Genomic DNA, 22,562 nt, shown 5'->3' with positions numbered 1-22,562 from the left:
AAATTTAGCTATCAAACTAAAATTTCAAGATTATATATTAAATCTTAATAAAATACATTAATGAAGCATCTCACCCAAGGCTTTTATATTCAACAACTCTTCATCTGTATATTTCATTTTAGCCAATAACTTTTGATCACTCATTTTTAGCTTATATTGCTTGTAAATATTAATATTATTTTTATTCAAAAATTCAACATACTCACCACCATTTTCATTGCGATGGAATTCAGCAAAAAATAAAACTGTATAAAATTCTTCTCGTTGAATTTCATCCAACCCTACCAATAAACTATCCAAGCGATTATAAAAATCACTATAAGGATGGTTTCCACAAAAAATTTTCTGATCAATACGATTGATCACCTTCTGTACCTTTAGATCATGGCTTAGTTCAATCACTCTCTTATTAAAATTATGAATACATACTTTTTCCTCAAGTAAAGAACAACTCAAAAAAGGTACTACTATTAAAGAAATGAGTAATTTCTTAAAGTGATTTGTCATTTCCTTCTTATCCATAAATCTTTTATAAAATAAATTCAAAAATCCGTATCATATTTAACTTTTACTTCTCAAATAACATTCATTTAAAGTACCATTAGCAGTATGTCTTAAAAAAATATTCCAATTCTTTTCAAGCTGTTTACCAATATCTCCTCGACCTAGTTCATTGTTATCAACAAGAACTTGTGGAGGAATTATTTCTAATTGGCGAGAACCTTGGCAAAATATATAGCCTTCATTAACTTTTGATCTAAAAAACCAACCTTTTTCAGGTAATATCTGATCTTTGTAGAATTCAAACTGTTCCATACTTAAATTTCTAGCACTAATTTTATAAACAACGTCATTTGAAGAAAATGATTGATAACTTCTTTCTCTTTCTAGCTTATCTCCAAAAATATCTTTAGCCTCTCTTTTCAACTCTATATTAATTGGATGATTACTTCTTCCAATCTCTAGATTTTCATCTTGTGCACAGGAAGTTAAAAGTATGATAATTAAAAAAGATTGATATATACTTTTCATTATATAAATACACATTTTTCAAAAATATTTAAATTCAAACATTATTTCTTGTAGTCATAACAAACATAGCGCCTTGTATTATTTGGTGACATAAATATAACATGCCAAAACTTATCCAACTGCATACCAGCAGAACCTTTAACTAAAACTTCATTTTTAGAAACAATTCTAGGTGATATTATCTCTAATTGTCTTTCCCCATCACAAAAGATATAACTTTCATTATACTTTTTAAAGAAAGACCATCCCATTTTTTTTAAATCTTTACTCTCTTCTTTCATAAAAAAATTAATATCAAATTTATTTGCTTTAATTTTATATGCCACAGTGTTATCAGTATATGAAGAATAAGCACTTAAATCTTCAACAGTACCATTAAATAAAACTTTGGCCTCATTTACGATGTCCTGATTTACTTTATCTATATAGGGTTTTCGTTCTACCTCCTTATCACATCCGACTAACAGAAATGAGAGGATTAAAATAATTTTTTTCATACAAGCCAAATCAAAGTAAAAAAATAAAAAATAATTACTTACTATAATACTCCATACAATTATTAACGCCTAGCTTATTGTAATAAATTGAAAAGTACCAATAATCTTTACTTTTAAAATTAACTTCTTCACCGTCTCGTGTATAATGCTTATCATAAATCGGATTTAATATGTCTATCGAATAATGGTTGGTTTTACAAAAATTATAATAACTATTATAAGAGTCTACCAAATCCCACTTCCTCTTTAGTAGATCATTTTTTACACCCTCATAATCTTTGCTAGAAAAATCTTGTTTTTTTATTTTCACTACTAAAAGTTGAGTTGAGCTCTTTTCCCTATCAGTATCATATTCGTACTCATATTTACCAAACAACTCATTGGAGAACCTCTTCAAATCCAGTACTTCACTATCATCACATCCAAATAAACCAATACTAAAAGTAAAGATAGACATCAGTTTTATAAATCTTATCATCAACTTAAAACCGAATTTAAACAATATTAACTATCAATATTACACACATAGCGTTTCTGTCTAGAGTGAATAAAACCCACATTCCAATACCCAACCAACTGGTTTAATGACTGTCCTTCACCAGCAGAACTATAAGTATCTAATTTAACTGGAGATACTAGTTCCAGTTGATTATTTTTTTTATCACAGTAAATATATGCTTCCTTATATTTTTCTTTATATACCCATCCTTTTTCTTTAAGACTAGATTCAATATTGTTTAAAAAATCTATTTCGCCAATACCACCATCACTCTGAATTTGAAATATTAATCTATCTGCATTATATGATGAGAATGAATGTTTATCTAAGATGCGATCGCCAAAAACATAGTTAGCATCACTTTCAAATTTTTTAATTATTGTCTTGTTATTATCGAGAATTTTGACTTCATTTTTTTTTCTAAAGTCACACCCAGAAAAACCTAAGCTAATTAAAATTAATAATATAAATTTCAAAACCGAATTTCTTACTATAATAGACATTACAATTACTCTCTTAATTCTTTTCTCTATTAGGTTTGACTGCATCTAAAATTGTATCAACACTAACTGTGCCACTGACTCCAACATTTACCCCTGGTGTTCCTACACCAAATTCAGAAGCCCATGCTCCTCGCACGGGACTACTTTTGTTTACTAATGGAACAACTAAGTTTGCTACTGCACCATAAGCTCCACCTCCAACTGAGACAGAAGCTCCACTTACAAATTCGTTTGTAATTTCTCCCATCGTCATCATTGATTTTGTATAACTTGGAATATTATGAATATTACCACCTACACAACTAATCCCCGCTAAATCTTTAGCGCTAAATGGTTTTTTTTGTGCAGCTGATTTTGCCACAGGTGCTAAAATAGAATCCTTAGAACCACTCATATAATACTCACCAGTCCATTGATTTTTTACAAAGCCAACACCTACTCCTAATCCGCCACCACTACATGCAACATAATCAAATAATGGTGGTATATTTAACTTACATAGCTCTCCAGTTTCAGCGTAACAATCATAATTCTTCCTTCCTTGGTACGCTAAACCAGATTGAGCACTAGCAGGAATACCAAACATCTCACCAAAATTCATTCCATTTAATCCTTTCGGATCAATCCATTGATTCGGATTATTTACATAAGCAGAGGTATTCATACCGCCCTCAAGTCCTATCGGATCTTTACTCATATACCTTGCACTATACGGCTCATAATAACGATAACGGTTATAATGCAGTCCTGTTTCATTATCGTAATATTGGCCTTGGAATCTAATATTGCTCTGCTCAAATGGATTGTCCTTATTTAGCATTTGAATCTCGAGCGCAGTCCCCCATGTATCCTGAGTAATTTCCCAAACACATTCACCTGCGGCATTACTCAGTGTTTGCGGTGTTCCAACCTGATCACAATGATAAAATACCGTCTGTTCTAAAGCCACACGGTTTTTACGTGTATCGCTGCTCCAAATCGGATCTTTATAAACCGAATAAGGCTTGTTGAGATATTCACTATAATCAGGTGTTTCTATCAGTTGAATAAAACCCTGATACCCCGCCTGCATTAACGGTACAAAGCTATCAGGCTCATAGACATAATGTTTGGTATAACTGTTCTCAGGATGGCTCGAATTTTGGCTAGATTCCCAAATCATCAAATCTCCATCCCATCCAAATAAGGTGAAGTCTTGATTTGATGATTTCTTATATAAACGACGTCCAAAGACATCATAACCATACTGAGTCACTTTCCCATTCAAGTTACTTTGAATCAAACGGTTATGATTATCCCAAGTCAGCTTTAAGACCTTACCATTTTGCATGGTTTCAATCACATTGCCTTGTACATCATATTGATAATGCTTGCCTTGATACTGCTTGATTAAATTGTTTTTGGCATGTGTTGTCTGGTTGATTGGGTCAATCAGATTCCCCGCTGGATCGAACTTAAAACTCTCGTTTTTATGCTGACTTTGCATTGAAATCAGACGTCCAATCGGATCATATTGATAATTAAGCTGTCCTAAACGACTGTCTTCAACTTGGGTGAGCAAATAGTTTTTATCGTATTGATAATGCCTATGCGCTTGATAACGGAGTCGATCTGAGCTTTCTTGCTCAGGCTCAATCTGTTGAGAAATCAATAACCCCACATCATTATAATACTTGGTTTGCACCAAACCATTTGCCAGAAAACGTCCCGTTTCACGATGCAAATCATCACGTTGGAAAGAAACAACATCCTGCTGATTAAACGCAATTCCGTAGATATGTCCTGAACCATAACTTAGATTGGTCTGTTGCTGTCCGTCTGGACGAATCGTTTTAACCAGATGACCCAGTTCATCATATTCATAACGCAGTACAGCCGTTAGATTCAACATTTTATAATGCTGGTGTTCACGCACCAATTGTCCAAGCTGATTACGATACAGTTGAACCTGACTTTCTGCATTACTGGCCGAGCTTAATTGTTGATTTAAATTATATTCAAATTGCTCTGTCTGGCTTTGATGAGTATGCAGATGCGTATATGTTTTAGAAGCAATCTGTCCATCATCATAATAGCTAAATTCAGTCAGAATATTGGGTTGTCGAATCTGGAACAATAGACCATTTTCACTATAGCTATAATGCTTTTCCTCACCATCAAATGCTTGTTCACTGACCAACTGACCAAACTTGTTATAGCTAAACTGGTATTCAGCCTGATTTTGATTAATAAGCTTTTGGATACGACCCTGTCTATCCCATTGATAGCCCACACGATGCTGATTGGCATCAATGCGTTGTTCTAACAGGCCGACAGTATTGTATTGATATTGAGTGGTTAAGCCGTTGGTGTCGGTGTGATTAAGCAGGCGACCTTCTTGATCATGCTCAAATAGCTCTTTCAAGCCATCTGGATACACGATGGCTTGAAGCTGACCTTTATCTTTGCCTTGCAGACTATACAGATATTGAACTTTCTGTTCATTCGCCGCTTGCTGGGCACTTAGATCACCTTCTTCATCATATTCCCATGTACTGCTTTTGCCTGAACAATCGGTATAAGACAGCATTTGCCCTTGATCATTGTACTGGATTTTCTTGATACCTCCTTTGGCATCAACCACTTCCACCACTTGATTATTGCTGTTGTATTTATATTGAGTGACATGACCTAAGGGATTAATCTCTTTGCTAACATTGCCCTGTGCATCATATTCACGTTTCCAGATATTACCTTCTGGATCTTTGGTCTCGGTTAAATTGCCTTGTTCATCATAAGCAAAGCGAATCACACCACCATTCGGCTGTACAATTTTCGCCAGTTGCCCTTGATCATTATATTCTTGCTGAGTTTCCCGACCTTCAAAGTCAATTTGTCGAGTAATGCGTTTTTCACCGTCACGAGAATACCAAGACTCTCGACCATCAGCTAAACGAGTCCGATAGGTAAAACCATCCAAATCAAAATAATAATAGGTTGGTACATCATAGGCATCGTAAACCGCAACTTGACGTAAACGCGGATGCCATTTCAGTTTGGTATGGAAACTGCCGTCATCCGCCCATTCTTCAATGGCTTTGGCATTTGGCAACGTCGATTCATAACGAATATTTTGTCCACGTCCTGTACGATCGGTATAGCGCGTTAGCTGGTGCGCCTGATTATATTCGTATTGACGTGCATACCCATTTTGATCGAAAGCTGTAATCAGATTACCTTGTGCATCATAGTAATAGCGTGCCCAAGGCTCAATTTGATCATCCACAAATACCGCAATAATCTTAACTTGCTCATTAAAGGCAAATTTTAGTTGGTGCTGAGCCTGTTCAAATTGGAAATCAATAGTTTGCAGATAAGCAACACCATCTGCCAAAAGATAACTTAGGCTAATTTTTTCATTGGAATTTTCATTGAATTGTTGAATTAAATGATAGGGCTGACCAAGACCAAATTGATGAAAATGTAAACTCCATTCACCACCAAAATTTAATAGTAAATCACCATTTCCAACTGGATGAACCGTCACTCCTTCATAAGGAACGGTATAAGCCTGCTGCAAAATCGTAGATGGTAAGGCATGTTTACGCCCTTTCGCATCAATAAAGACGTAACCTTGTTCTTTTGGCAAAATCACATTGGAAAAAGGCATCATCCAACGAGCGCCAATCATCCCCTGATCAAACTCATCCATTTGCGAGTTATATTGGCGACTAAATACAAAACCAACTTTCGGTAAATAGAAATCGGCATGCTGAACCCGCTCTGCGCCAATTGAATAACTGATACTCTTACCCGTCTCTGACCCATTACCTTCACAAGGTGGTGCATTCAACGCATCCGCCTGTAAGCTCACAAACTCCAAGGTATCACCTTTGGTATGACGCTCATATTCTCCCGTCTGATTAATCGGCACACTGGCATTGCCTTTATTTTCGCTGGCCTGAATCGCAGTTAAAGTTTGTTGTAATAACCAAGCCAAGCTGTATTTCTGCCCTGCATTGGCTTGCTGCTGTAAAGTCTGGCTTAAAGTTGCAATTGCCTGTATTGCTTCTTGTTGCAGGCGTGTTTGAATATTGGGTTGTAGTTTAGGGGTTAAATCTGCCTGACTCGGTTTACCGATTAAATCAATGAGAGGTGCAGCCCAATTGCTAAATTTGAGTTTGGGGTCTCTTTTCTCTGCTGTCACACCTGCCGACGTTGCAGCCATGCTCGCATTCATTGGTGTAGCAGGCACAGACAAGCTCGTCAGAATACTGCTGCCTAAAATCGTTGCCTGTGAGAGCAAGGTCGCTAATTTGGCTTGTGTTTCTTGTAAAAACTTTTCTAAATCACCTGCGACCATCGCATTCAGATGTAGTCCCAAGCGTTTAATATCCGCGTCTTTAATCTTTCCATTTTCAGGATATAAACATTGCGACATTAGACCAAACATCGGACGTAATGCCATACGCGCATGTGCTTCATTGCTTGGTTCCGCAAATAAACCAATTAAATTTGCAGCGAGCAATGCACCCTGTTGTACCGCAGCATCCTCTGTCTTGCTGTCGGTCGCGTATAAAATTAAATCCAGCACACTGCCAGTTAAAGCAAAAATATTGGCTACCGTTGCAGTATTCGCACTCCCTTGTAATTGTTCTAAACTGGTATTCCCACATACCTGTAAATAAAGCTGGATTTGCTTGGCAATCATTTGCAGGTCAGTTACCGTGTGTACGCTGTCCAAATTAAAAACAGCAAGTTCAACCTTCGACGCTTTTTGATCTGTTGCCAGTTGTGTTTTTTCCGTAGCCATCAATCTCAAACCCTTAATTTATTTCAATACATCTATTTTTTAAATTGCTGCGCGTGAATTAAAATCTGTCCTAACCATTGTTCTGACCATGAAAACGATCAACGATGCCTTGTTGAAGAATCGAATCCATTTGGGTGGCCTCCGCCAATTTTGTAGCTGCCTGATCTTTTACAAAACCCACACCCTGTGCTTTGATCATGTCAACCGACTGGCTCGGATTCATGGCGAGTTGCGCCAAGCTTTTCATTTGATCTGGAGAAATATTAAGGTTCAGTTGCTTTGAAACAGCACTTAAAGCGGTATTGCTGACTTGATCCTTGATTTGCCCAACCGTCTGCTCAACCAAACCATTTAAGGTATTTTTACCTATATTTTTAAGGCTGTTTTTATCCATCGAAACTAAACTGCTGCTCAGCTGTTGCTTCATGTTCTGTCCCAATGCACTGCTTAATGAGGCGACAACTTTTTCTACTGGCTCTGCCCAAGTATAATCACGTTTAAAGTCACTACTTGATGCCCATGCACTGGTCTCATCTTTTTCAAAAATGACCTTAGCTGCACCTGGTGCAATGCCTGTCACTTGCGCAAAACCATTTCCATCTAGTTTGCCAGTCAGTTGCTTACCCAGAGAATCAATCACTTTATAGCTGTTCTGCTTAAAGAAATTATCTCCCCCATAACTTCTTAATAACTGTAGCGCGCCTTTCAATGATTTTGCTTGTGGTAACTGGGGTGCATTGCTACTTGCACTCGCGCCTGAGGCGAGTAAATGCTGCCCTGCTTTCACCTCAAACTTGCCACTGGTCACAGGGAAAATACCTGAACCATTCAGTTTGATCTGAGAACCACCCGCAGTAATCACAATCTCTTTCGGACTGCTGATCTCAATACGGTCTTCAGTTGAAATAATCTGAATCCCTTGCTTGGCCAGTAAATCCATACCATCCGACTGCGCTTGGACTTCAACCTTACCTTTGGCAGCCACTTGCTTAATTCCATTCTGCGCTGCAAACACACTGATTCTGTTTTGCGCATGCGTAATCAGATTTTTCTGTGTACTCAAATTGATACTATCGCCTGCAAACTGATTGATTTGTCCATCCGCAGATAAATGAATATCTTCATTGCTACTTAGACCAATCCCTGCTGGTGAGTTCAGCAATAGCAATGATTTTTTAAACTGAGCGATCTTCTCTTGAATCTGCTCAGCAAATTCTTTGAGTTGATCCAGCGATTCTATTTCATCAGTCTGCTGATTCTTGGCCACTTCACTCAAGGCTTTGGCATTGCTTTGATTGCCTTCTAGCTGTTGTTTAGCAACTTGGGCATCCAGATGTTCACCTTGGGCTTGATCCTGTTTATGTGTGGAAAGCAGTAGACCCTCGCCTGCGCGTACTGCACCCCATTGGTCAGTGCGCAGCTCAAAACCTTCACCGCGATCTTCACTTTCAGCTGTTGCTTTAGGGTGACTCAACTTCCCTAGATTGAGTTGACTGGCAGCATGACTGCTTTGCAACTGGGCGCTGATCTGACCTGTGGTATCATCAAAGCGCAGTTGGTTAAAACCTTCGCCCTGATATTCTTTCGATTTGATTCCTGCCAGTTTCTTGGTGTCTGGCAGCCTACCTGCATTGTCAAATTTGGTTGGGCTGCGATGGCCTTCATGGATACGTCCCACTACAAATGGACGATCAATATTACCATCAAAGAAGTCGATGACTACGATTTCATCAATACGGGGTAAGAATCGTGCGCCAAAGCCTTCACCTGCCCAAGGGGTCAGTACATCCACCCAAGCTGAATCGGTGTCGTTGTCATTCGCTCCCGCACCACCATCATGGCTATGGTCGTCATTGCGGGTAAACAGGAAACGGACTTTGATCCGTCCCCATTCATCCACATAGATTTCTTCGCCGCTTGGCCCAACCACTTTGGCACGTTGTGGTGAAGCTGCTGGACGGTGTTGCAATGGGTTAAATTCAGGAACGGTTTTGATATTGCGGCGTTGCAGAATCAGTTGGTTGGCTTGGCGCTCTTCATTATTCGATTGAGTCGGTTGCCAGTTGCTTTGTGCTAATAATTGATTGATCTGTTGATGTAGATCTTTAGGTAAGTTGTTTTGGTTATAAAAGTTTTTGCCTGTAATCAGGAATTCTTTATCACTGCCATCATGTTGATCAATTTCAGGATGTTCAGCCAATTCAAACCAGTAACCGACATGGGTATCGCGCACGGTGGTATGGGCTGTAAATTGTTTGGATTGTAAGTCGTAGTATTGACCCAAGTTCCGATTCAGTTTTTCAATTTGAGCATTGCCCGATGGGGTTGCACCATCTTCCCCATTCAGGTCTTGCATCCATGCGGGTGAAAAGTGCCATGCCTGTTCCAGACCAAGACTGGCATTGTCATATTGTTCGCTGTGTTGATGTGTGCTCTGTACACTGCCTGCACCATCTTCTTGTTCCAGTGCATCGGCTTGCCAGCGTTGTACATGTACACTGCTCGGTTGCAGTGAGCGTTGTCCAACCAGACTGGTCATGCTGTCATATTGTTCAGTGGCACTACTACGGTGATAACGGATCTGTCGACGCTCTAAAGCTTGGTACTGGCTATTGTCGTCAATCAGACGTAGTTTTTGCGGCTGAATCGCAGCACTGCTTTGCGCGACGGTTCGTTCAGCTTCATCAATGAGCCAGTTAATCGATTCGCTACGCATCAAAGATGTTAAAAAATCTTCATCTGATTGATTATATTGCATAATAAAGGGACGAATGTCGTAATCTTGGCTGAGTCCGCTTAAATCAAGCGTTAAGCTGGATGCAAATAAGGGGCTTTTTTGTTGCCACTCTTTGAAGATGATTTCCACTACATCACGCACGCTCTTGTTCATAAACACACGGCTGTTACGGCGTTGCTTCCACAGTGCAGTTGGATCTTCTAAGGTGAGTTTATATACGGTCAGGCTACCGTCTGATTGTCCTTGTAAGGCTTGAGTAATAATGCCTGTGACACGAGTGAGTTGACCTTGATCAGTCACCGTATCAATTGCTGCTTGGCTACCAATAAATTGTTTGAGTGGAATCGCCGCATTGGTCGACAGGCAAATCAGTTCTGCCCTAAATCCTTCATTCAGTTGATGCTGACCATCAATACGTTGCAGGAAGACTTGAGTATTTAAATTTTGATTAGAAAATTGAATATGGATTGCACGTTTTTGTGCGGTAAGGCCCAAATTATCCAAGGCCTGAAATATATTACTCAACATTATTTTATAAAATATTAACTAAAATTTACGCTATTTTATAAACAGCATACAAATCTGTCTATATTTTTAATGTTACGTTCTTGCAACAAAGCCTGCCATAAACTGCCAATTTTAGTCTAAGCGCTTAAAATAATGATTAATAATTTTTTTACAGGATTAAATCAGAATACATATAAACTAAAATATTTTATCAAATAAGGCCAATTCTCCCTATTTGATAAAACAGCAATTATTCAGCCTTAGACCGTGGCCTTAAAATAATCCTCTTTCGGCATATCAATCACTTCAACACACAACTGTATCGGATAGCTGACTTCAGACTGGATATAGCTTTTTTGCTGCAGTCGCTGCAACAATGCCGCACCAACAGCTTGTTTTTGAGCCTGCGTTCTGCCACTCAATAAATACAGTTTTAAATGAATATAGGCTTCTTCTGTTTCATCCAAACCAATTAAAAATATCTCGTCTTTAAATGCACGAGATTTAATATCATGTGCGACAAATAAATCCGTTTCAATTAATGCGATATTCGCATCTTTTAATAATTGATGCGGATTTAACTCTGTTAAATTAGCCGAATAGTTTGCAATTAAATGCGGCATTTTTATGATTCCTATTCTACAAATAATAAAGCTAAACGGACTTGGTCATAAGCCATTCGCGGACTAGTGGCTTCAACAATGGGACGCAATTTAATCGAACCATCATCAGTAAAATGTTCAGGGTTTTTACGTTTATGCAAACGCTTATAAATCTTACGCACTTCTTCAATCACTTCATCGCCTGGACTGGCAACTGAAATATCCAAACCCTGCTCTTTATGCAAACGTGCCAGATGATTGATGATCGTTGCAGGGGTTAAACCACGCTCATGTGCAATATCTTCAATTTCATAGCCTTCTTCAAATAAAGTACGGGTTTCATCCAAGGTCGCTGCAGCATAATTCTGTTTTGCACCTTTGGCGATTTTCTTTTCATTACGGGCAATTTCAGTCGCATTCAGTGTGCCACCACAATGCCGAATAAAGGCATTATGCTGTGTGCTTAAATCAATATTTTCAAAGTTGGCTTCCGCTTCACTCGATAATTCCTGAAAACGGCGATCTGCTTTGATTGCGAGACTATCCAGCTCAAGTGCCTGCTCATTAAAGCCGAGCAATTTCAGCCCTGTCAGAGATTTTAAGCGTGATAAAGCCACATAGCCCTGACCTTTTTCAAAGGTATTACTGAGATTGATCTCTGCAGCTTCCAAAGTCATCCCTTGGCTTTTATGAATAGTGATTGCCCACGCCAAACGCAACGGAATCTGTTGAAAACTGGCAATTGCCTTACCCGCTTCATTTTCAATCGACCATGTTTCAGGTTCAACCAAGAAGGTTGTGCCATCCGTCAACTTTACTTTAGGCAAAATGCCCTGCTTATCATCTTCTTCAAAACCAATCACTTCACCCAAACTGCCATTGATATAGCCCATATCAAAGTTGTTTTTAACAAACATCACCTTGGCATTTTTCTTTAGGGTGAGTTCTTCAGGCGCACGCACTGATGATTTTAAGGTTTCCATCAACTTTTCGTTGCCATCGACCACGGCATTGAATTGATGGCTTTCATTGTCAATTTCATTCAGGTGCTGATAATTAATATTATCGACATCCATATTATGTGTGTATAAACGGGTAAAGGTCTCGCCAATATCGTGCTGACGCGATTGTTGCAAAGCACTAATATGGTTGCTTTGAATATTCTGTGCCCGAATTGCATTGAGAATCTGATTGAGGATTTCATCATCCTGACGATGCTGTTCAGTCAAATAACAGACACGGAATTTGGCTTCGACCCAAGCCTCTGACATAAAGCAGAATTTATCGCGATTGCTTTCATCCTTTTTACCGACTGGCGGTAACTGGAAGAAGTCACCAGCAACAATGACCTGAATCCCACCAAAGGCTTCGTCACTTTCTTTAAAGTATTTCAATACCTGATTAACCAAATTCAATTGCTTGGCATGCAGCATTGAAATTTCATCAATAATCAAGACTTGGGCATTTTCTAAATGCTCTTTTAAATATTTACGCTCTTTCATCCGTTTCAGATCATCATCACTTAGGCGGTCTTTAATCCCGATCCCTGCCCAAGTATGGATGGTCATGCCATTCATATGCGTCGCCGCAATCCCTGTGGATGCAGTGATCGCCACAGGCACTTTACGTGCTTTGAGATAATGAATGTACTGATTAAGCGTATAGGTTTTTCCTGCACCTGCTGAGCCCGTTAAAAAAACATTTTCCCCAGCTTTAAGTAACTTGAGTGCAGTCTCTTGTTTCATAATTTCTTCAGTCAAAAACAACAGTGCATAGCTTAACGATTTTTTCGCAAAAATAAAAATGCAAATCCAATTCGCGAACGCTTGGTGTCGCATAATTGCATTGACATCCAAGGGTTTTCATTTAATGTGGTTGTTAATGAATTCAGACTTGATATATAAAAATGACTACTTCAAATCTCTATACATATCAGCCAGATATACTCGGTGAAGATTATCAGCAACTGACTTTAAATTTTGCTGATGACTATGATGGAAAAGTTGTTGCTACACTGGTTCGCAAGAAAGCTACAGAAGCGACCAAAAAAGCAGTTTTATATATTCATGGTTTTGCAGATTATTTTTTCCAAAAAGAAATGGCTGAACAATTCAATCAGCATGGTTACGATTTTTACGCACTCGACCTGAGAAAATATGGCCGCTCAAAACTTCCTCATCAAAAACTCTACTACGTTTTAGATTTGCGCGAATACGATGCTGAAATCAGTAAAGCACTCGAAGTGATCAGTCAAGAAAACCACAATCAAGTTGTACTGGCAGGACATTCGACAGGCGGTTTAATTGCCACTTTATATGCTGCACATTATCCTGATCATCGTTTAATTAAAGCGGTTTGGAACAACAGCCCCTTTTATGACTTCTATAAGAGTGTTATTGAGAAAAAGGTCGGGATTCCCTTGCTCAGTGAAGTGGGTAAACGCTTACCGAATGCAAAATTTCCAAGTGGTCTAAACCCGTGGTACACACCAAGCTTGCATAAAGATTTTTACGGCGAATGGGATTTCAATCTGGATTGGAAACCGAAAACCATGCCTTTTGTTCATCTCTCTTTTGTCACGGCAATTCACGAAGCACAAAAAGAAATCCATCAAGGTGTGACCTTAAATGTGCCGACCTTGATCATGCATTCACATCAATCCAAATTCCCTAAAAAATGGGGCATTGATGCACAGCAAAGCGATGTGATTCTGGATGTCAATGATATGACGCAAAATGCCAAGAAAATGAAAGGCGATGTGCAAACCCTGTCTATTCAAAATGGTTTGCATGATTTGGTTTTATCTGCCCCGCCTGTTCGTGCACAGGTCTATAAAGATCTGTTTGCTTGGTTAACTGAAAAAATCCAGTAATACCGACGACCATTTTAAATATCTTGATGCTCAGTGGTCTTGGTACTTACTGAGCATATTTTTAGCGGGATGCGAGGCTGGTAATAACTCCAATAAGCGTTCAGCCGCATCCACGGCTTCCGGACAATAAGCCAAATGCTTTAATAAAGCATCACTGCCCTGTGTCTGGAAAATCGCATGACTCAAACGAGATTCCAAGCAATCCCGCCAAGCTGATAAAAATGGACTTTCGGTTTTCGCTAAAAAAATGCCGGTATAACCTTGCAGGGCTGTGTTGATATAACCCGCATCCAATGCTTGTTCCAGTTGCAGAAAATCCGCCTCAACAGGTACATTCAGGCGATAAGGACGAGAACCAAGTAAATCGCCCAAGTGCTCTCTTAAATGCGACATCTCCGCTTTTAATGTCCCCATACTGACTTTGCGTTCCCCATACAAAGCCTGATGTAAATTCTCTAAATTCAGCCCTTGTGGGCATAAAGCCAAAATTACCAAAATTTCAACTTGTCTCGGGCTTAAGCTTAAGTGCTTGCCATTGATCAAGACCTGCGCTGTATTAAAAGTACGGAGATACACATGTTGTTGTTGTAATTGTTGCACCGCCATTTGAATAATTGCGGCGCAGCGTTCGACCGCCAATAAACCTAAACTATTGTGGTTTTCCCATGTGGTGGATAAATCCACTACGCCTAAGACTTGTTTGGAGTATGGGTCGAGGATCGGGGCAGCATAGCAAACCCAATCATGCACCGACGCCATATAGTGTTCATTGGAAAATACACAACTTGATTTCTGCGTCTTGAGCGAAAGTGCCAGTGCATTGGTGCCGACCAGTTCTTCCTGCCATTGCCCACCTGCAACAAAATGGACACGTTCGGCAGCATTGCGCATTTGAGTACAGGATGCCGTCCAAATAATGGTACTGCCGACATCGCCAACCGCAAGCACCATCGCTGACTGCTCTGCAACATGCTTGAGGTCTTGTTGGCAAGCCTGCAATGCCAAGGCCAAAGAACCTGTCTGAGTCGAAACTTGATCGAGCAACGGTGCAGCTAAACGTTCTTTAGGAATATCAGCGAGTGTAGAACGCTCCCATGAACTGGCAATACTCTGTTCCATTTTTTCGGCATGTTGTGGGTTGAGACTACTTTGTGCCCTGAGTTGCTCAACCAATGTCCGCTGTTGCTGTAATTCCCTTTTTGTATGCATTTGTAATTTCCCTATTCCCTTACATGCGATTCCAACCTTTTTCCAACCTTCAACGCGATAACGTCATTCTCAATAACGTACCCAGTACTTTATTTAAAAATATCACAACACATAAAGGAGTATGTATATGCGCTATGTTGATCCGAATCAATCTGGTTCAAAAATCCATTTTAAAGACCAATATGAAAACTTTATTGGTGGACAGTGGGTTGCCCCCGTTAAAGGAGTCTACTTCGACAATATTTCTCCTGTCGATGGCAAAAGTTTTACTCGTATCCCACGTTCGAGTGCAGAAGATATTGAATTAGCACTGGATGCCGCCCACAAAGCCAAGAAAGAATGGAATAAATCCTCTCCAACTACACGATCTAATTTATTACTTAAAATTGCTGACCGTATGGAAGCCAATTTGGAAATGTTAGCAGTGGCTGAAACTTGGGATAATGGTAAACCCGTGCGTGAAACACTGGCGGCTGATATCCCTTTGGCCATAGATCATTTCCGTTATTTTGCAGGCTGTATTCGCGCACAGGAAGGTGGTATTTCTGAGATAGACGAAGATACCATTGCCTATCATTTTCATGAACCACTCGGCGTGGTTGGACAAATCATCCCTTGGAACTTCCCGATTTTGATGGCGGCATGGAAACTGGCACCGGCATTGGCAGCGGGCAACTGCGTGGTGATCAAACCTGCAGAACAAACCCCCGTCGGTATTTTATTGGTGGCTGAACTGATACAGGACCTATTACCTGCGGGTGTACTCAATATCGTCAATGGTTACGGTGCCGAAGTTGGTCGACCGCTTGCGACCAGTCCACGTATTGCCAAAATTGCGTTTACCGGTTCAACCCAAGTTGGGCAATTGATCATGCAATATGCCACCGAAAACATCATTCCAGTGACTTTGGAGCTGGGCGGAAAATCACCAAATGTGTTTTTTGCCGATGTGATGGATCATGACGATGATTTTCTGGATAAAACCCTTGAAGGTTTTGCCATGTTTGCGCTGAATCAAGGTGAAGTCTGCACCTGCCCATCGCGTGCCTTGATTCAGGAAAGTATTGCCGATCAGTTTATGGAAAAAGCCATTGAACGCGTCAAGCGCATCAAACTCGGACATCCACTTGATACCGACACCATGGTCGGTGCACAAGCCTCACTGGAACAGCAAGAGAAAATCCTACGTTGTATCGATACAGGCCGACAGGAAGGTGCGGAAGTGCTATTGGGTGGGCATGGTCGCCAAGAGGTCGGCAATGGATACTACATCGAACCGACCATCTTTAAAGGTCATAACAACATGCAAGTGTTTCAGGAAGAAATCTTTGGCCCTGTGCTGTCGGTAACTACATTCAAGGACTTTGATGAAGCCATTCAGATTGCCAATGACACCATGTATGGCTTAGGTGCTGGGGTCTGGTCACGTTCAACCCATACCGCCTATCGTGCAGGTCGTGCCATTGAAGCGGGTCGAGTTTGGACCAATTGTTACCACATCTACCCAGCTCATGCTGCATTTGGAGGCTATAAAAAGTCAGGTGTAGGCCGTGAAAATCACAAAATGATGCTCGACCACTATCAACAAACCAAAAATCTGTTGGTGAGCTATTCAACCAAAGCCATGGGCTTTTTCTAAGTCTATAGAAGGATCAAACCCTGTATAAGCCTTGCGACATAGGCTTATACAGCCTTAAACCCTAATGTACTGATGACTCAATAAACACCGTATTTTCTCAAGCAAACTGGATCAAGCAATCAAATAAAAATTTAATTTTGGCACAAGGTGTGCAACATCGGCATTGCTTTTGCATCTTGCTGATGAGACCCATACACGGAGCTTTGTATGAACAATCAAGAACCTATTTCTGCACTTTCAGCATCTGCAACCTCTTCTGAAGATTATTTTGCCCAAAGAAAACTCAAGCAAGGTGCCGTGGGCTGGTTATTACTGATCGGCTTAGGGGTCGCCTATGTTATTTCAGGCGATTTCGCTGGCTGGAATTTTGGTATCGCTCAAGGGGGTTGGGGCGGCATGTTTGTTGCCACCGCGGTCGTTGCCGTGATGTATCTCTGCCTATGTCTTGCCATGTCCGAAATGGCGACCATGCTGCCTACAGCGGGTGGCGGTTATAGTTTTGCCCGTATTGCATTTGGTCCACTCGGTGGTTATTTAACAGGTACCGCGATTCTGATTGAGTATGCGATTGCGCCTGCCGCTATTGCGGTCTTTATTGGGGCCTATTGTGAATCTCTATTCGGTATTGGCGGCTGGCAAGTTTATTTAGCCTGTTATCTGATTTTTATGGGGATCCACCTGAAAGGTGCTGGTGAAGCACTTAAGATTATGTTTGCCATCACCTTGGTTGCAGCGATTGCACTGGCTGTTTTTATCGTTGCGATGTTGCCTCATTTTAATTCGCAGAATCTGTTTGATATTGCTGCCGGGCAACAATTTGGCGCAAGCAGCTTTTTACCCTATGGCTATTTAGGCATTTGGGCAGCGGTTCCCTATGCGATTTGGTTTTTCTTGGCTGTTGAAGGTGTACCTTTAGCTGCTGAAGAAGCCAAAGACCCTGCCAAATCACTACCACGCGGATTGATTGGTGCGATGTTAATTTTAACCGCTTTTGCCCTACTGATTCTATTTTTAGGCGCAGGTGCAGCCGGTGCCAGTACCTTACAAAACTCCAGTGCGCCCTTGGTCGATGCGCTCGTCAAAGTCTATGGTCAAGGTACATGGCTGGCGAACTTTGTTAATTTTGTCGGTCTTGCTGGGCTTATCGCCAGTTTCTTTTCAATTATCTATGCCTATTCACGCCAGATTTTTGCACTCTCCCGTGCCGGCTATTTACCCACATCGCTGTCATTGACCAACAAAAATCACGCCCCTTATTTAGCCATTATTATTCCTGGCATCATTGGCTTCTTCTTGTCCTTAAGTAAAGAAGGCGATTTACTGATTTTAATTGCAGTCTTCGGTGCGACCATTTCTTATGTCTTGATGATGCTTTCACATATTAAGCTACGCGTATCTCGTCCCTTAATGCACCGTCCCTATAAAACACCTGGTGGCATCGTCACCTCGAGCATTGCCTTAATTTTGGCTGCCATCGCAGTTGTCGCAGGTTTTCTGGTCAATCCTAAAGTGTGGTGTATTGCAGCAGGCATTTATATGGTCTTTATTGCCTATTTTATTTTTTATAGCCGTCATCAACTCATACAAGGGACGCCAGAAGAAGAGTTTGCCCAGATCACGGCAGATGAAAAGCAATAATCAGAAAGATTAAGGAGAAGCGCATGCGTTACCGTCAAATCGTAGCCCAACAACACTATCAGTTTGCCGATCTTAAAACCTTGATGGCAAAAGCCACCCCTTTGCGTTCTGGTGATCAACTGGCGGGGGTTGCTGCACAGGATGCAACTGAACGTGTTGCTGCACAAATTACACTGGCAGATGTACCGTTAAAAAACTTTTTAAATGAAACGCTAGTCGATTACGAAACCGATGAAATTACCCGTCTGATTATTGATGAACATCGCGCTGATCTATTTGCACCAATTGCACATTTTACGGTGGGTGATTTCCGTAACTGGTTACTGAGTGAAGATGCAACCACCGAAAAACTGCAACAGCTTGCAGCGGGTTTAACCCCAGAAATGGTTGCCGCTGTGAGTAAAATCATGCGCAATCAAGACTTAATTTATGTTGCAAGCAAATGTGAGGTCATTACCCAGTTTCGCAATACCATCGGTTTAAAAGGACATTTATCCACGCGTTTACAACCCAATCATCCCACCGATGATGTGCTGGGTATTTCCGCCAGTATTTTAGATGGTCTGATGTATGGCAATGGCGATGCAGTGATTGGGATTAATCCAGCAACAGACAATCTGCATAATCTCTCTGAGCTGTTAAAGCTGATCGACCATGTCATTCAGGAATATCAAATCCCAACCCAGTCTTGTGTTCTGACCCACATCAGTTCTGGCATACAACTGGCAGAAAAGAATGTTCCAATTGACCTGATGTTTCAATCTATTGCAGGTACACAAAAAGCCAATGAAGGTTTTGGTATTTCACTTCAAATGCTACAAGAAGGTTATGAAGCAACGCTGTCTTTAAACCGCGGTACGCTTGGTAACAATGTGATGTATTTTGAAACGGGTCAAGGTAGTGCCCTGTCCAGTAATGCGCATCACGGCGTTGATCAGCAAACCATCGAAGCACGTGCCTATGCTGTGGCGCGCAAATACAAGCCTTTATTGGTCAATACCGTGGTCGGCTTTATTGGACCTGAATATCTCTACGACGGAAAACAAATTATTCGCGCAGGCTTAGAAGATCATTTCTGTGGCAAGTTGCTCGGTCTGCCAATGGGCTGCGATATTTGCTATACCAATCATGCAGATGCCGATCAGAACGATATGGATGTGCTGCTGACCTTATTTGGTACAGCAGGCATTAATTTTATTATGGGCATTCCAGGTTCAGATGATGTAATGTTGAATTATCAAACTACCTCTTTTCATGATGCGCTGTATCTCAGACAACTGCTTGGATTGCAACCCGCCCCCGAGTTTTCACTCTGGTTGGAACAACAAGGCATTTTAAAACAGCAGCAGCAACAGATTCATTGGGCAGAGCACATGCCTGCTCAATTCTCCAGATTATTGATGCATTAAGGAGAATCTCATGAAGCTTTCTAAAGATATTCAATTTCCTGCACAGGCGCATCAAGACCAGTGGGAAACACTAAAACAGTTTACCGATGCCCGTATTGCCATTGGACGTGCAGGATGCAGCATTCCAACCCGTGCATTGCTTGATTTCCAACTCAGCCACGCCCAAGCCAAAGATGCGGTTTTCCAATCACTGAATGTCACGCATCTGCAAGAACAGCTACAGAAACTAGGTTTAAACCCAATCCATGTACAAAGTCAGGCTGAACATAAAGAGCTGTATTTGAAGCGGCCTGATTTAGGACGTTTACTTTCAACCGATTCGACGCAACTGCTTCAGCAGATGCAAAAAGATTCGCAGGGTTATGATGTCTGTATTGTGATTGGTGATGGTTTATCCGCCCGTGCCATTGAAGAAAATGCACTGCCTTTTATACAGGCACTGATCCAGCCTTTTGCAGAACAACAGTGGTCCTTAGCCCCAATTGCAATTGCCACAGGCAGCCGAGTTGCTTTGGGTGACGAAATTGCTGAAATTTTTCAGGCCCGTATGTTGATTATGCTGATCGGTGAACGTCCTGGGCTCAGTTCACCTGACAGTATGGGACTCTACTACACATGGAAAGCGCACAGCGGTTGCCTAGATTCACAACGCAACTGTATTTCCAATATTCGTCCCGCAGGATTAAGTACGCCGATTGCCACACAACGCCTATTGGCTTTAATGCATAACTCCAAACGACTGGGCTTATCTGGTGTCGATTTAAAGGATGAACATGTGGTTCCAACTGTTGAAGAACATCATCAACGCAGATTGCTTTTTTAACTGAGCAATTGGACAGCCCTATTTTCCAGTGCTGTCCAAAAAGCATAAGGTCAACACATCGGTCTTAAAAATGATTTAAGATACAACATAATTTTTATTCATTGGTACTCGGTCATGCCCCTCGCCACTCATCTAAAAACCGTTTACGCCATTCAGCATCTTGCTTTTGAAGACCTTGGTTCATTAGAAGATATTTTTTATCAGTTGGGTTTTCGCGTCCGTTATTTTGAAGCGGGTGTTGATGATCTGAGTCCTGCACTGAGTTATGAAGGCTTAACGATAATTCTCGGTGGACCAATCGGTGTTTATGAAACAGAGGACTACCCGTTTTTAGTGGATGAAATTGAGGGTTTAAAACAACGCTTAAAAGCCAATAAACCCACCATTGGCATTTGTTTGGGCGCACAGCTGATTGCACATGCACTGGGGGCAAAAGTCTATGCTGGACATCAAAAAGAGATTGGTTGGAGCAAATTAGACATTAAAGTGCTTGTGACGAATCCCTTAGCCGCATTAGAAAATGTCGAAGTGCTGCACTGGCACGGCGACACTTTTGATTTACCTGAAAATAGTAGCTTATTGGCAAGTTCGGCGATCTATCCAAATCAAGCTTTTTCTGTCGGCAATAACATCTTGGCCTTGCAGTTTCATCTTGAAATCGCTGAAGAAAATTTTGAAAAATGGCTCATTGGCCATACCTGTGAAATACGTCATGCGGGTTTATCCATTCCTCAATTACGCCAAGATAATCAGGCTTATGCAGCACAGTTGGAACAACAGTGCCGACTGGTCATTCAAACGTTCTTAGATCATCTGAATGTTTAAAGCTTGCTATTTTAGAACTGTAAAAAAAGCCCAACATTAAATCGCTGGGCTTTTTCGATGGTTCATCCATAAGCTCTGTTGCACCAATGTTAAAGCTGTGTTGTTGTCTGCATTGGCAGTAATCTAGAATCTTGAATTGCTGCAACACGATGTCCATTTCCCTTCATGCATTCTGGGTTCTGTGCAAACGACATAAAGCTGTCAATGGATGTTTGTTTTACCAACATCACAATGTCCCAATACTCATCAGAGGGGCCGATAAAAAATTCACCTGCATTGGCAAGCAGTAAAATATCGCCACCCGTTTGCTGTAGAAATGGACGTGTATGGTCGATATAGCGCTGAAAAGCCTCTCGCCCTGTAATTGGGGTTGCTGGTGCTAAATCTGGACAATCTGAATAATCCGCCACTTGCTTCAATCAAAGTAAGTTCAACATGACGACCTCCCCTTGAAGATGTCGCTTAAATAAACGAATCCCATCCTCTTGGGTTGGGAAAATATACGCGTCTTTCATTTTGCCTCCCCTTTAAACTTTTAATTTATTTAACAAAAGCTGTAGCGTCTTGATTTCCTCTTGATTGAATAATGCAAAGATAGAATCAACCGTGTGCTCGACCGTCGTGATCGCATTACTGAGAAGTTCTTGGCCACTTGCACTCAGTACAACAAAGCTTTGTCTCGCATCACGTGGATGAACCGTCTTTACGATCAGTCCAGTTTTTTCCATAGGTTGCAACACTCTGGTGACACCAGAAGCCGTCAGTGCAACTTTATGGGCCAATGAGATTCGATTTAATCCCACCTCAGGCACCAGACCAAGGTGATACATCAGAATGAATTCCGTCAGATTAATTCCGTGTACGCTAAGCGCCAGATCAAGTTTTTTACTCAATAAAGAACCAACAAGGTGTTGATCCAGTAATAATTCAAGCTTATTCATAACTAATTTCAATACCGATACAATGCTTGCAATATAC

General features: G+C 40.9%; 18 protein-coding genes. 6 read left to right on the top strand and 12 right to left on the bottom strand.

All coding sequences use genetic code 11. The features are described from left to right. Positions 1 to 57 precede the first annotated feature (57 nt). From B2727_RS01100 to B2727_RS01060, 9 genes are all read right to left on the bottom strand, one after another. Positions 58 to 507: a hypothetical protein gene (locus B2727_RS01100; protein WP_033134558.1), complete on the bottom strand. Its 450-nt coding sequence runs from the start codon at positions 505 to 507 to the stop codon at positions 58 to 60. 54 nt (positions 508 to 561) lie between these two features. After that, positions 562 to 1,032, bottom strand: a complete 471-nt coding sequence (locus B2727_RS01095) for a hypothetical protein (RefSeq protein WP_033134557.1) — start codon at positions 1,030 to 1,032, stop codon at positions 562 to 564. Positions 1,033 to 1,073: 41 nt separating this feature from the next. After that, positions 1,074 to 1,529: a hypothetical protein gene (locus B2727_RS01090; protein WP_033134556.1), complete on the bottom strand. Its 456-nt coding sequence runs from the start codon at positions 1,527 to 1,529 to the stop codon at positions 1,074 to 1,076. A gap of 34 nt (positions 1,530 to 1,563) precedes the next feature. Then, the gene (locus B2727_RS01085) at positions 1,564 to 1,986 is read right to left on the bottom strand and encodes a hypothetical protein (RefSeq protein WP_050511496.1); all 423 of its coding nucleotides are present in this window, start codon (positions 1,984 to 1,986) and stop codon (positions 1,564 to 1,566) included. A gap of 47 nt (positions 1,987 to 2,033) precedes the next feature. After that, the gene (locus B2727_RS01080; RefSeq protein WP_033134565.1) at positions 2,034 to 2,531 is read right to left on the bottom strand and encodes a hypothetical protein; all 498 of its coding nucleotides are present in this window, start codon (positions 2,529 to 2,531) and stop codon (positions 2,034 to 2,036) included. Between the two features lie 13 nt (positions 2,532 to 2,544). Beyond that, entirely contained in the window at positions 2,545 to 7,323 is a 4,779-nt protein-coding gene (locus tag B2727_RS01075) for an RHS repeat-associated core domain-containing protein (RefSeq protein WP_033134555.1), read from the bottom strand. A 70-nt stretch (positions 7,324 to 7,393) separates the two neighbouring features. Beyond that, positions 7,394 to 10,588, bottom strand: coding sequence for a type VI secretion system Vgr family protein (locus tag B2727_RS01070; protein WP_033134554.1), 3,195 nt, complete (start codon positions 10,586 to 10,588; stop codon positions 7,394 to 7,396). A 239-nt stretch (positions 10,589 to 10,827) separates the two neighbouring features. After that, positions 10,828 to 11,190 carry a 5-carboxymethyl-2-hydroxymuconate Delta-isomerase gene (locus tag B2727_RS01065; RefSeq protein WP_033134553.1) on the bottom strand — a complete coding sequence of 121 codons (363 nt, stop codon included), beginning with the start codon at positions 11,188 to 11,190 and terminating at the stop codon, positions 10,828 to 10,830. Positions 11,191 to 11,201: 11 nt separating this feature from the next. Continuing rightward, the gene (locus B2727_RS01060; protein WP_033134564.1) at positions 11,202 to 12,914 is read right to left on the bottom strand and encodes an AAA family ATPase; all 1,713 of its coding nucleotides are present in this window, start codon (positions 12,912 to 12,914) and stop codon (positions 11,202 to 11,204) included. Between the two features lie 161 nt (positions 12,915 to 13,075). On the opposite strand from B2727_RS01060, the gene B2727_RS01055 reads away from it, so the two are divergent. Next, positions 13,076 to 14,041: an alpha/beta hydrolase gene (locus B2727_RS01055; protein ID WP_033134552.1), complete on the top strand. Its 966-nt coding sequence runs from the start codon at positions 13,076 to 13,078 to the stop codon at positions 14,039 to 14,041. A gap of 30 nt (positions 14,042 to 14,071) precedes the next feature. Here the strand turns inward: B2727_RS01055 and B2727_RS01050 are convergent, their stop codons facing one another. Next, positions 14,072 to 15,250 (bottom strand): transcriptional regulator, encoded by a 1,179-nt coding sequence (locus B2727_RS01050; RefSeq protein ID WP_033134551.1) that lies wholly within the window; start codon positions 15,248 to 15,250, stop codon positions 14,072 to 14,074. Between the two features lie 127 nt (positions 15,251 to 15,377). On the opposite strand from B2727_RS01050, the gene B2727_RS01045 reads away from it, so the two are divergent. The 5 genes from B2727_RS01045 (at position 15,378) to B2727_RS01025 (ending at position 21,584) form a co-directional block, all read left to right on the top strand. Continuing rightward, the gene (locus tag B2727_RS01045; RefSeq protein WP_033134550.1) at positions 15,378 to 16,889 is read left to right on the top strand and encodes an aldehyde dehydrogenase family protein; all 1,512 of its coding nucleotides are present in this window, start codon (positions 15,378 to 15,380) and stop codon (positions 16,887 to 16,889) included. A 207-nt stretch (positions 16,890 to 17,096) separates the two neighbouring features. Next, positions 17,097 to 18,527: an ethanolamine permease gene (gene eat / locus B2727_RS01040; protein ID WP_004806076.1), complete on the top strand. Its 1,431-nt coding sequence runs from the start codon at positions 17,097 to 17,099 to the stop codon at positions 18,525 to 18,527. A gap of 23 nt (positions 18,528 to 18,550) precedes the next feature. Then, complete coding sequence (locus B2727_RS01035) at positions 18,551 to 19,936, top strand: ethanolamine ammonia-lyase subunit EutB (protein WP_004806075.1); 1,386 nt, start codon at positions 18,551 to 18,553, stop codon at positions 19,934 to 19,936. Positions 19,937 to 19,946: 10 nt separating this feature from the next. Then, complete coding sequence (eutC, locus tag B2727_RS01030; RefSeq protein ID WP_033134549.1) at positions 19,947 to 20,759, top strand: ethanolamine ammonia-lyase subunit EutC; 813 nt, start codon at positions 19,947 to 19,949, stop codon at positions 20,757 to 20,759. A 114-nt stretch (positions 20,760 to 20,873) separates the two neighbouring features. Beyond that, positions 20,874 to 21,584: a glutamine amidotransferase gene (locus B2727_RS01025; RefSeq protein ID WP_033134548.1), complete on the top strand. Its 711-nt coding sequence runs from the start codon at positions 20,874 to 20,876 to the stop codon at positions 21,582 to 21,584. Between the two features lie 89 nt (positions 21,585 to 21,673). Here the strand turns inward: B2727_RS01025 and B2727_RS01020 are convergent, their stop codons facing one another. Together B2727_RS01020 and B2727_RS01015 are read right to left on the bottom strand one after the other, a co-directional pair. After that, the gene (locus tag B2727_RS01020) at positions 21,674 to 21,994 is read right to left on the bottom strand and encodes a DUF1330 domain-containing protein (RefSeq protein WP_241345128.1); all 321 of its coding nucleotides are present in this window, start codon (positions 21,992 to 21,994) and stop codon (positions 21,674 to 21,676) included. Between the two features lie 117 nt (positions 21,995 to 22,111). After that, positions 22,112 to 22,562: MarR family winged helix-turn-helix transcriptional regulator (locus B2727_RS01015; RefSeq protein ID WP_349677306.1), on the bottom strand; the 451-nt coding region annotated here is incomplete at its 5' end.

Origin of the sequence: Acinetobacter sp. UBA991 (assembly GCF_002292065.1) — a bacterium.
In the GTDB taxonomy this organism is placed as follows: domain Bacteria; phylum Pseudomonadota; class Gammaproteobacteria; order Pseudomonadales; family Moraxellaceae; genus Acinetobacter; species Acinetobacter higginsii.
The sequence above is the reverse complement of the archived record's forward strand: the minus strand, read 5'-3'. Positions and strand labels throughout refer to the sequence as shown.

What these genes read in the sequence shown, in the direction of transcription:
- eat (WP_004806076.1), top strand. Translation starts at nt 17,097, where the DNA reads ATGAACAATCAAGAACCTATTTCTGCACTTTCAGCATCTGCAACCTCT.
- B2727_RS01070 (WP_033134554.1), bottom strand. Translation starts at nt 10,588, where the DNA reads ATGTTGAGTAATATATTTCAGGCCTTGGATAATTTGGGCCTTACCGCA.
- eutC (WP_033134549.1), top strand. Translation starts at nt 19,947, where the DNA reads ATGAAGCTTTCTAAAGATATTCAATTTCCTGCACAGGCGCATCAAGAC.
- B2727_RS01075 (WP_033134555.1), bottom strand. Translation starts at nt 7,323, where the DNA reads ATGGCTACGGAAAAAACACAACTGGCAACAGATCAAAAAGCGTCGAAG.
- B2727_RS01085 (WP_050511496.1), bottom strand. Translation starts at nt 1,986, where the DNA reads ATGTCTATCTTTACTTTTAGTATTGGTTTATTTGGATGTGATGATAGT.
- B2727_RS01035 (WP_004806075.1), top strand. Translation starts at nt 18,551, where the DNA reads ATGCGTTACCGTCAAATCGTAGCCCAACAACACTATCAGTTTGCCGAT.
- B2727_RS01050 (WP_033134551.1), bottom strand. Translation starts at nt 15,250, where the DNA reads ATGCATACAAAAAGGGAATTACAGCAACAGCGGACATTGGTTGAGCAA.
- B2727_RS01065 (WP_033134553.1), bottom strand. Translation starts at nt 11,190, where the DNA reads ATGCCGCATTTAATTGCAAACTATTCGGCTAATTTAACAGAGTTAAAT.
- B2727_RS01060 (WP_033134564.1), bottom strand. Translation starts at nt 12,914, where the DNA reads ATGAAACAAGAGACTGCACTCAAGTTACTTAAAGCTGGGGAAAATGTT.
- B2727_RS01080 (WP_033134565.1), bottom strand. Translation starts at nt 2,531, where the DNA reads ATGTCTATTATAGTAAGAAATTCGGTTTTGAAATTTATATTATTAATT.
- B2727_RS01055 (WP_033134552.1), top strand. Translation starts at nt 13,076, where the DNA reads ATGACTACTTCAAATCTCTATACATATCAGCCAGATATACTCGGTGAA.
- B2727_RS01090 (WP_033134556.1), bottom strand. Translation starts at nt 1,529, where the DNA reads ATGAAAAAAATTATTTTAATCCTCTCATTTCTGTTAGTCGGATGTGAT.
- B2727_RS01025 (WP_033134548.1), top strand. Translation starts at nt 20,874, where the DNA reads ATGCCCCTCGCCACTCATCTAAAAACCGTTTACGCCATTCAGCATCTT.
- B2727_RS01045 (WP_033134550.1), top strand. Translation starts at nt 15,378, where the DNA reads ATGCGCTATGTTGATCCGAATCAATCTGGTTCAAAAATCCATTTTAAA.
- B2727_RS01100 (WP_033134558.1), bottom strand. Translation starts at nt 507, where the DNA reads ATGACAAATCACTTTAAGAAATTACTCATTTCTTTAATAGTAGTACCT.
- B2727_RS01095 (WP_033134557.1), bottom strand. Translation starts at nt 1,032, where the DNA reads ATGAAAAGTATATATCAATCTTTTTTAATTATCATACTTTTAACTTCC.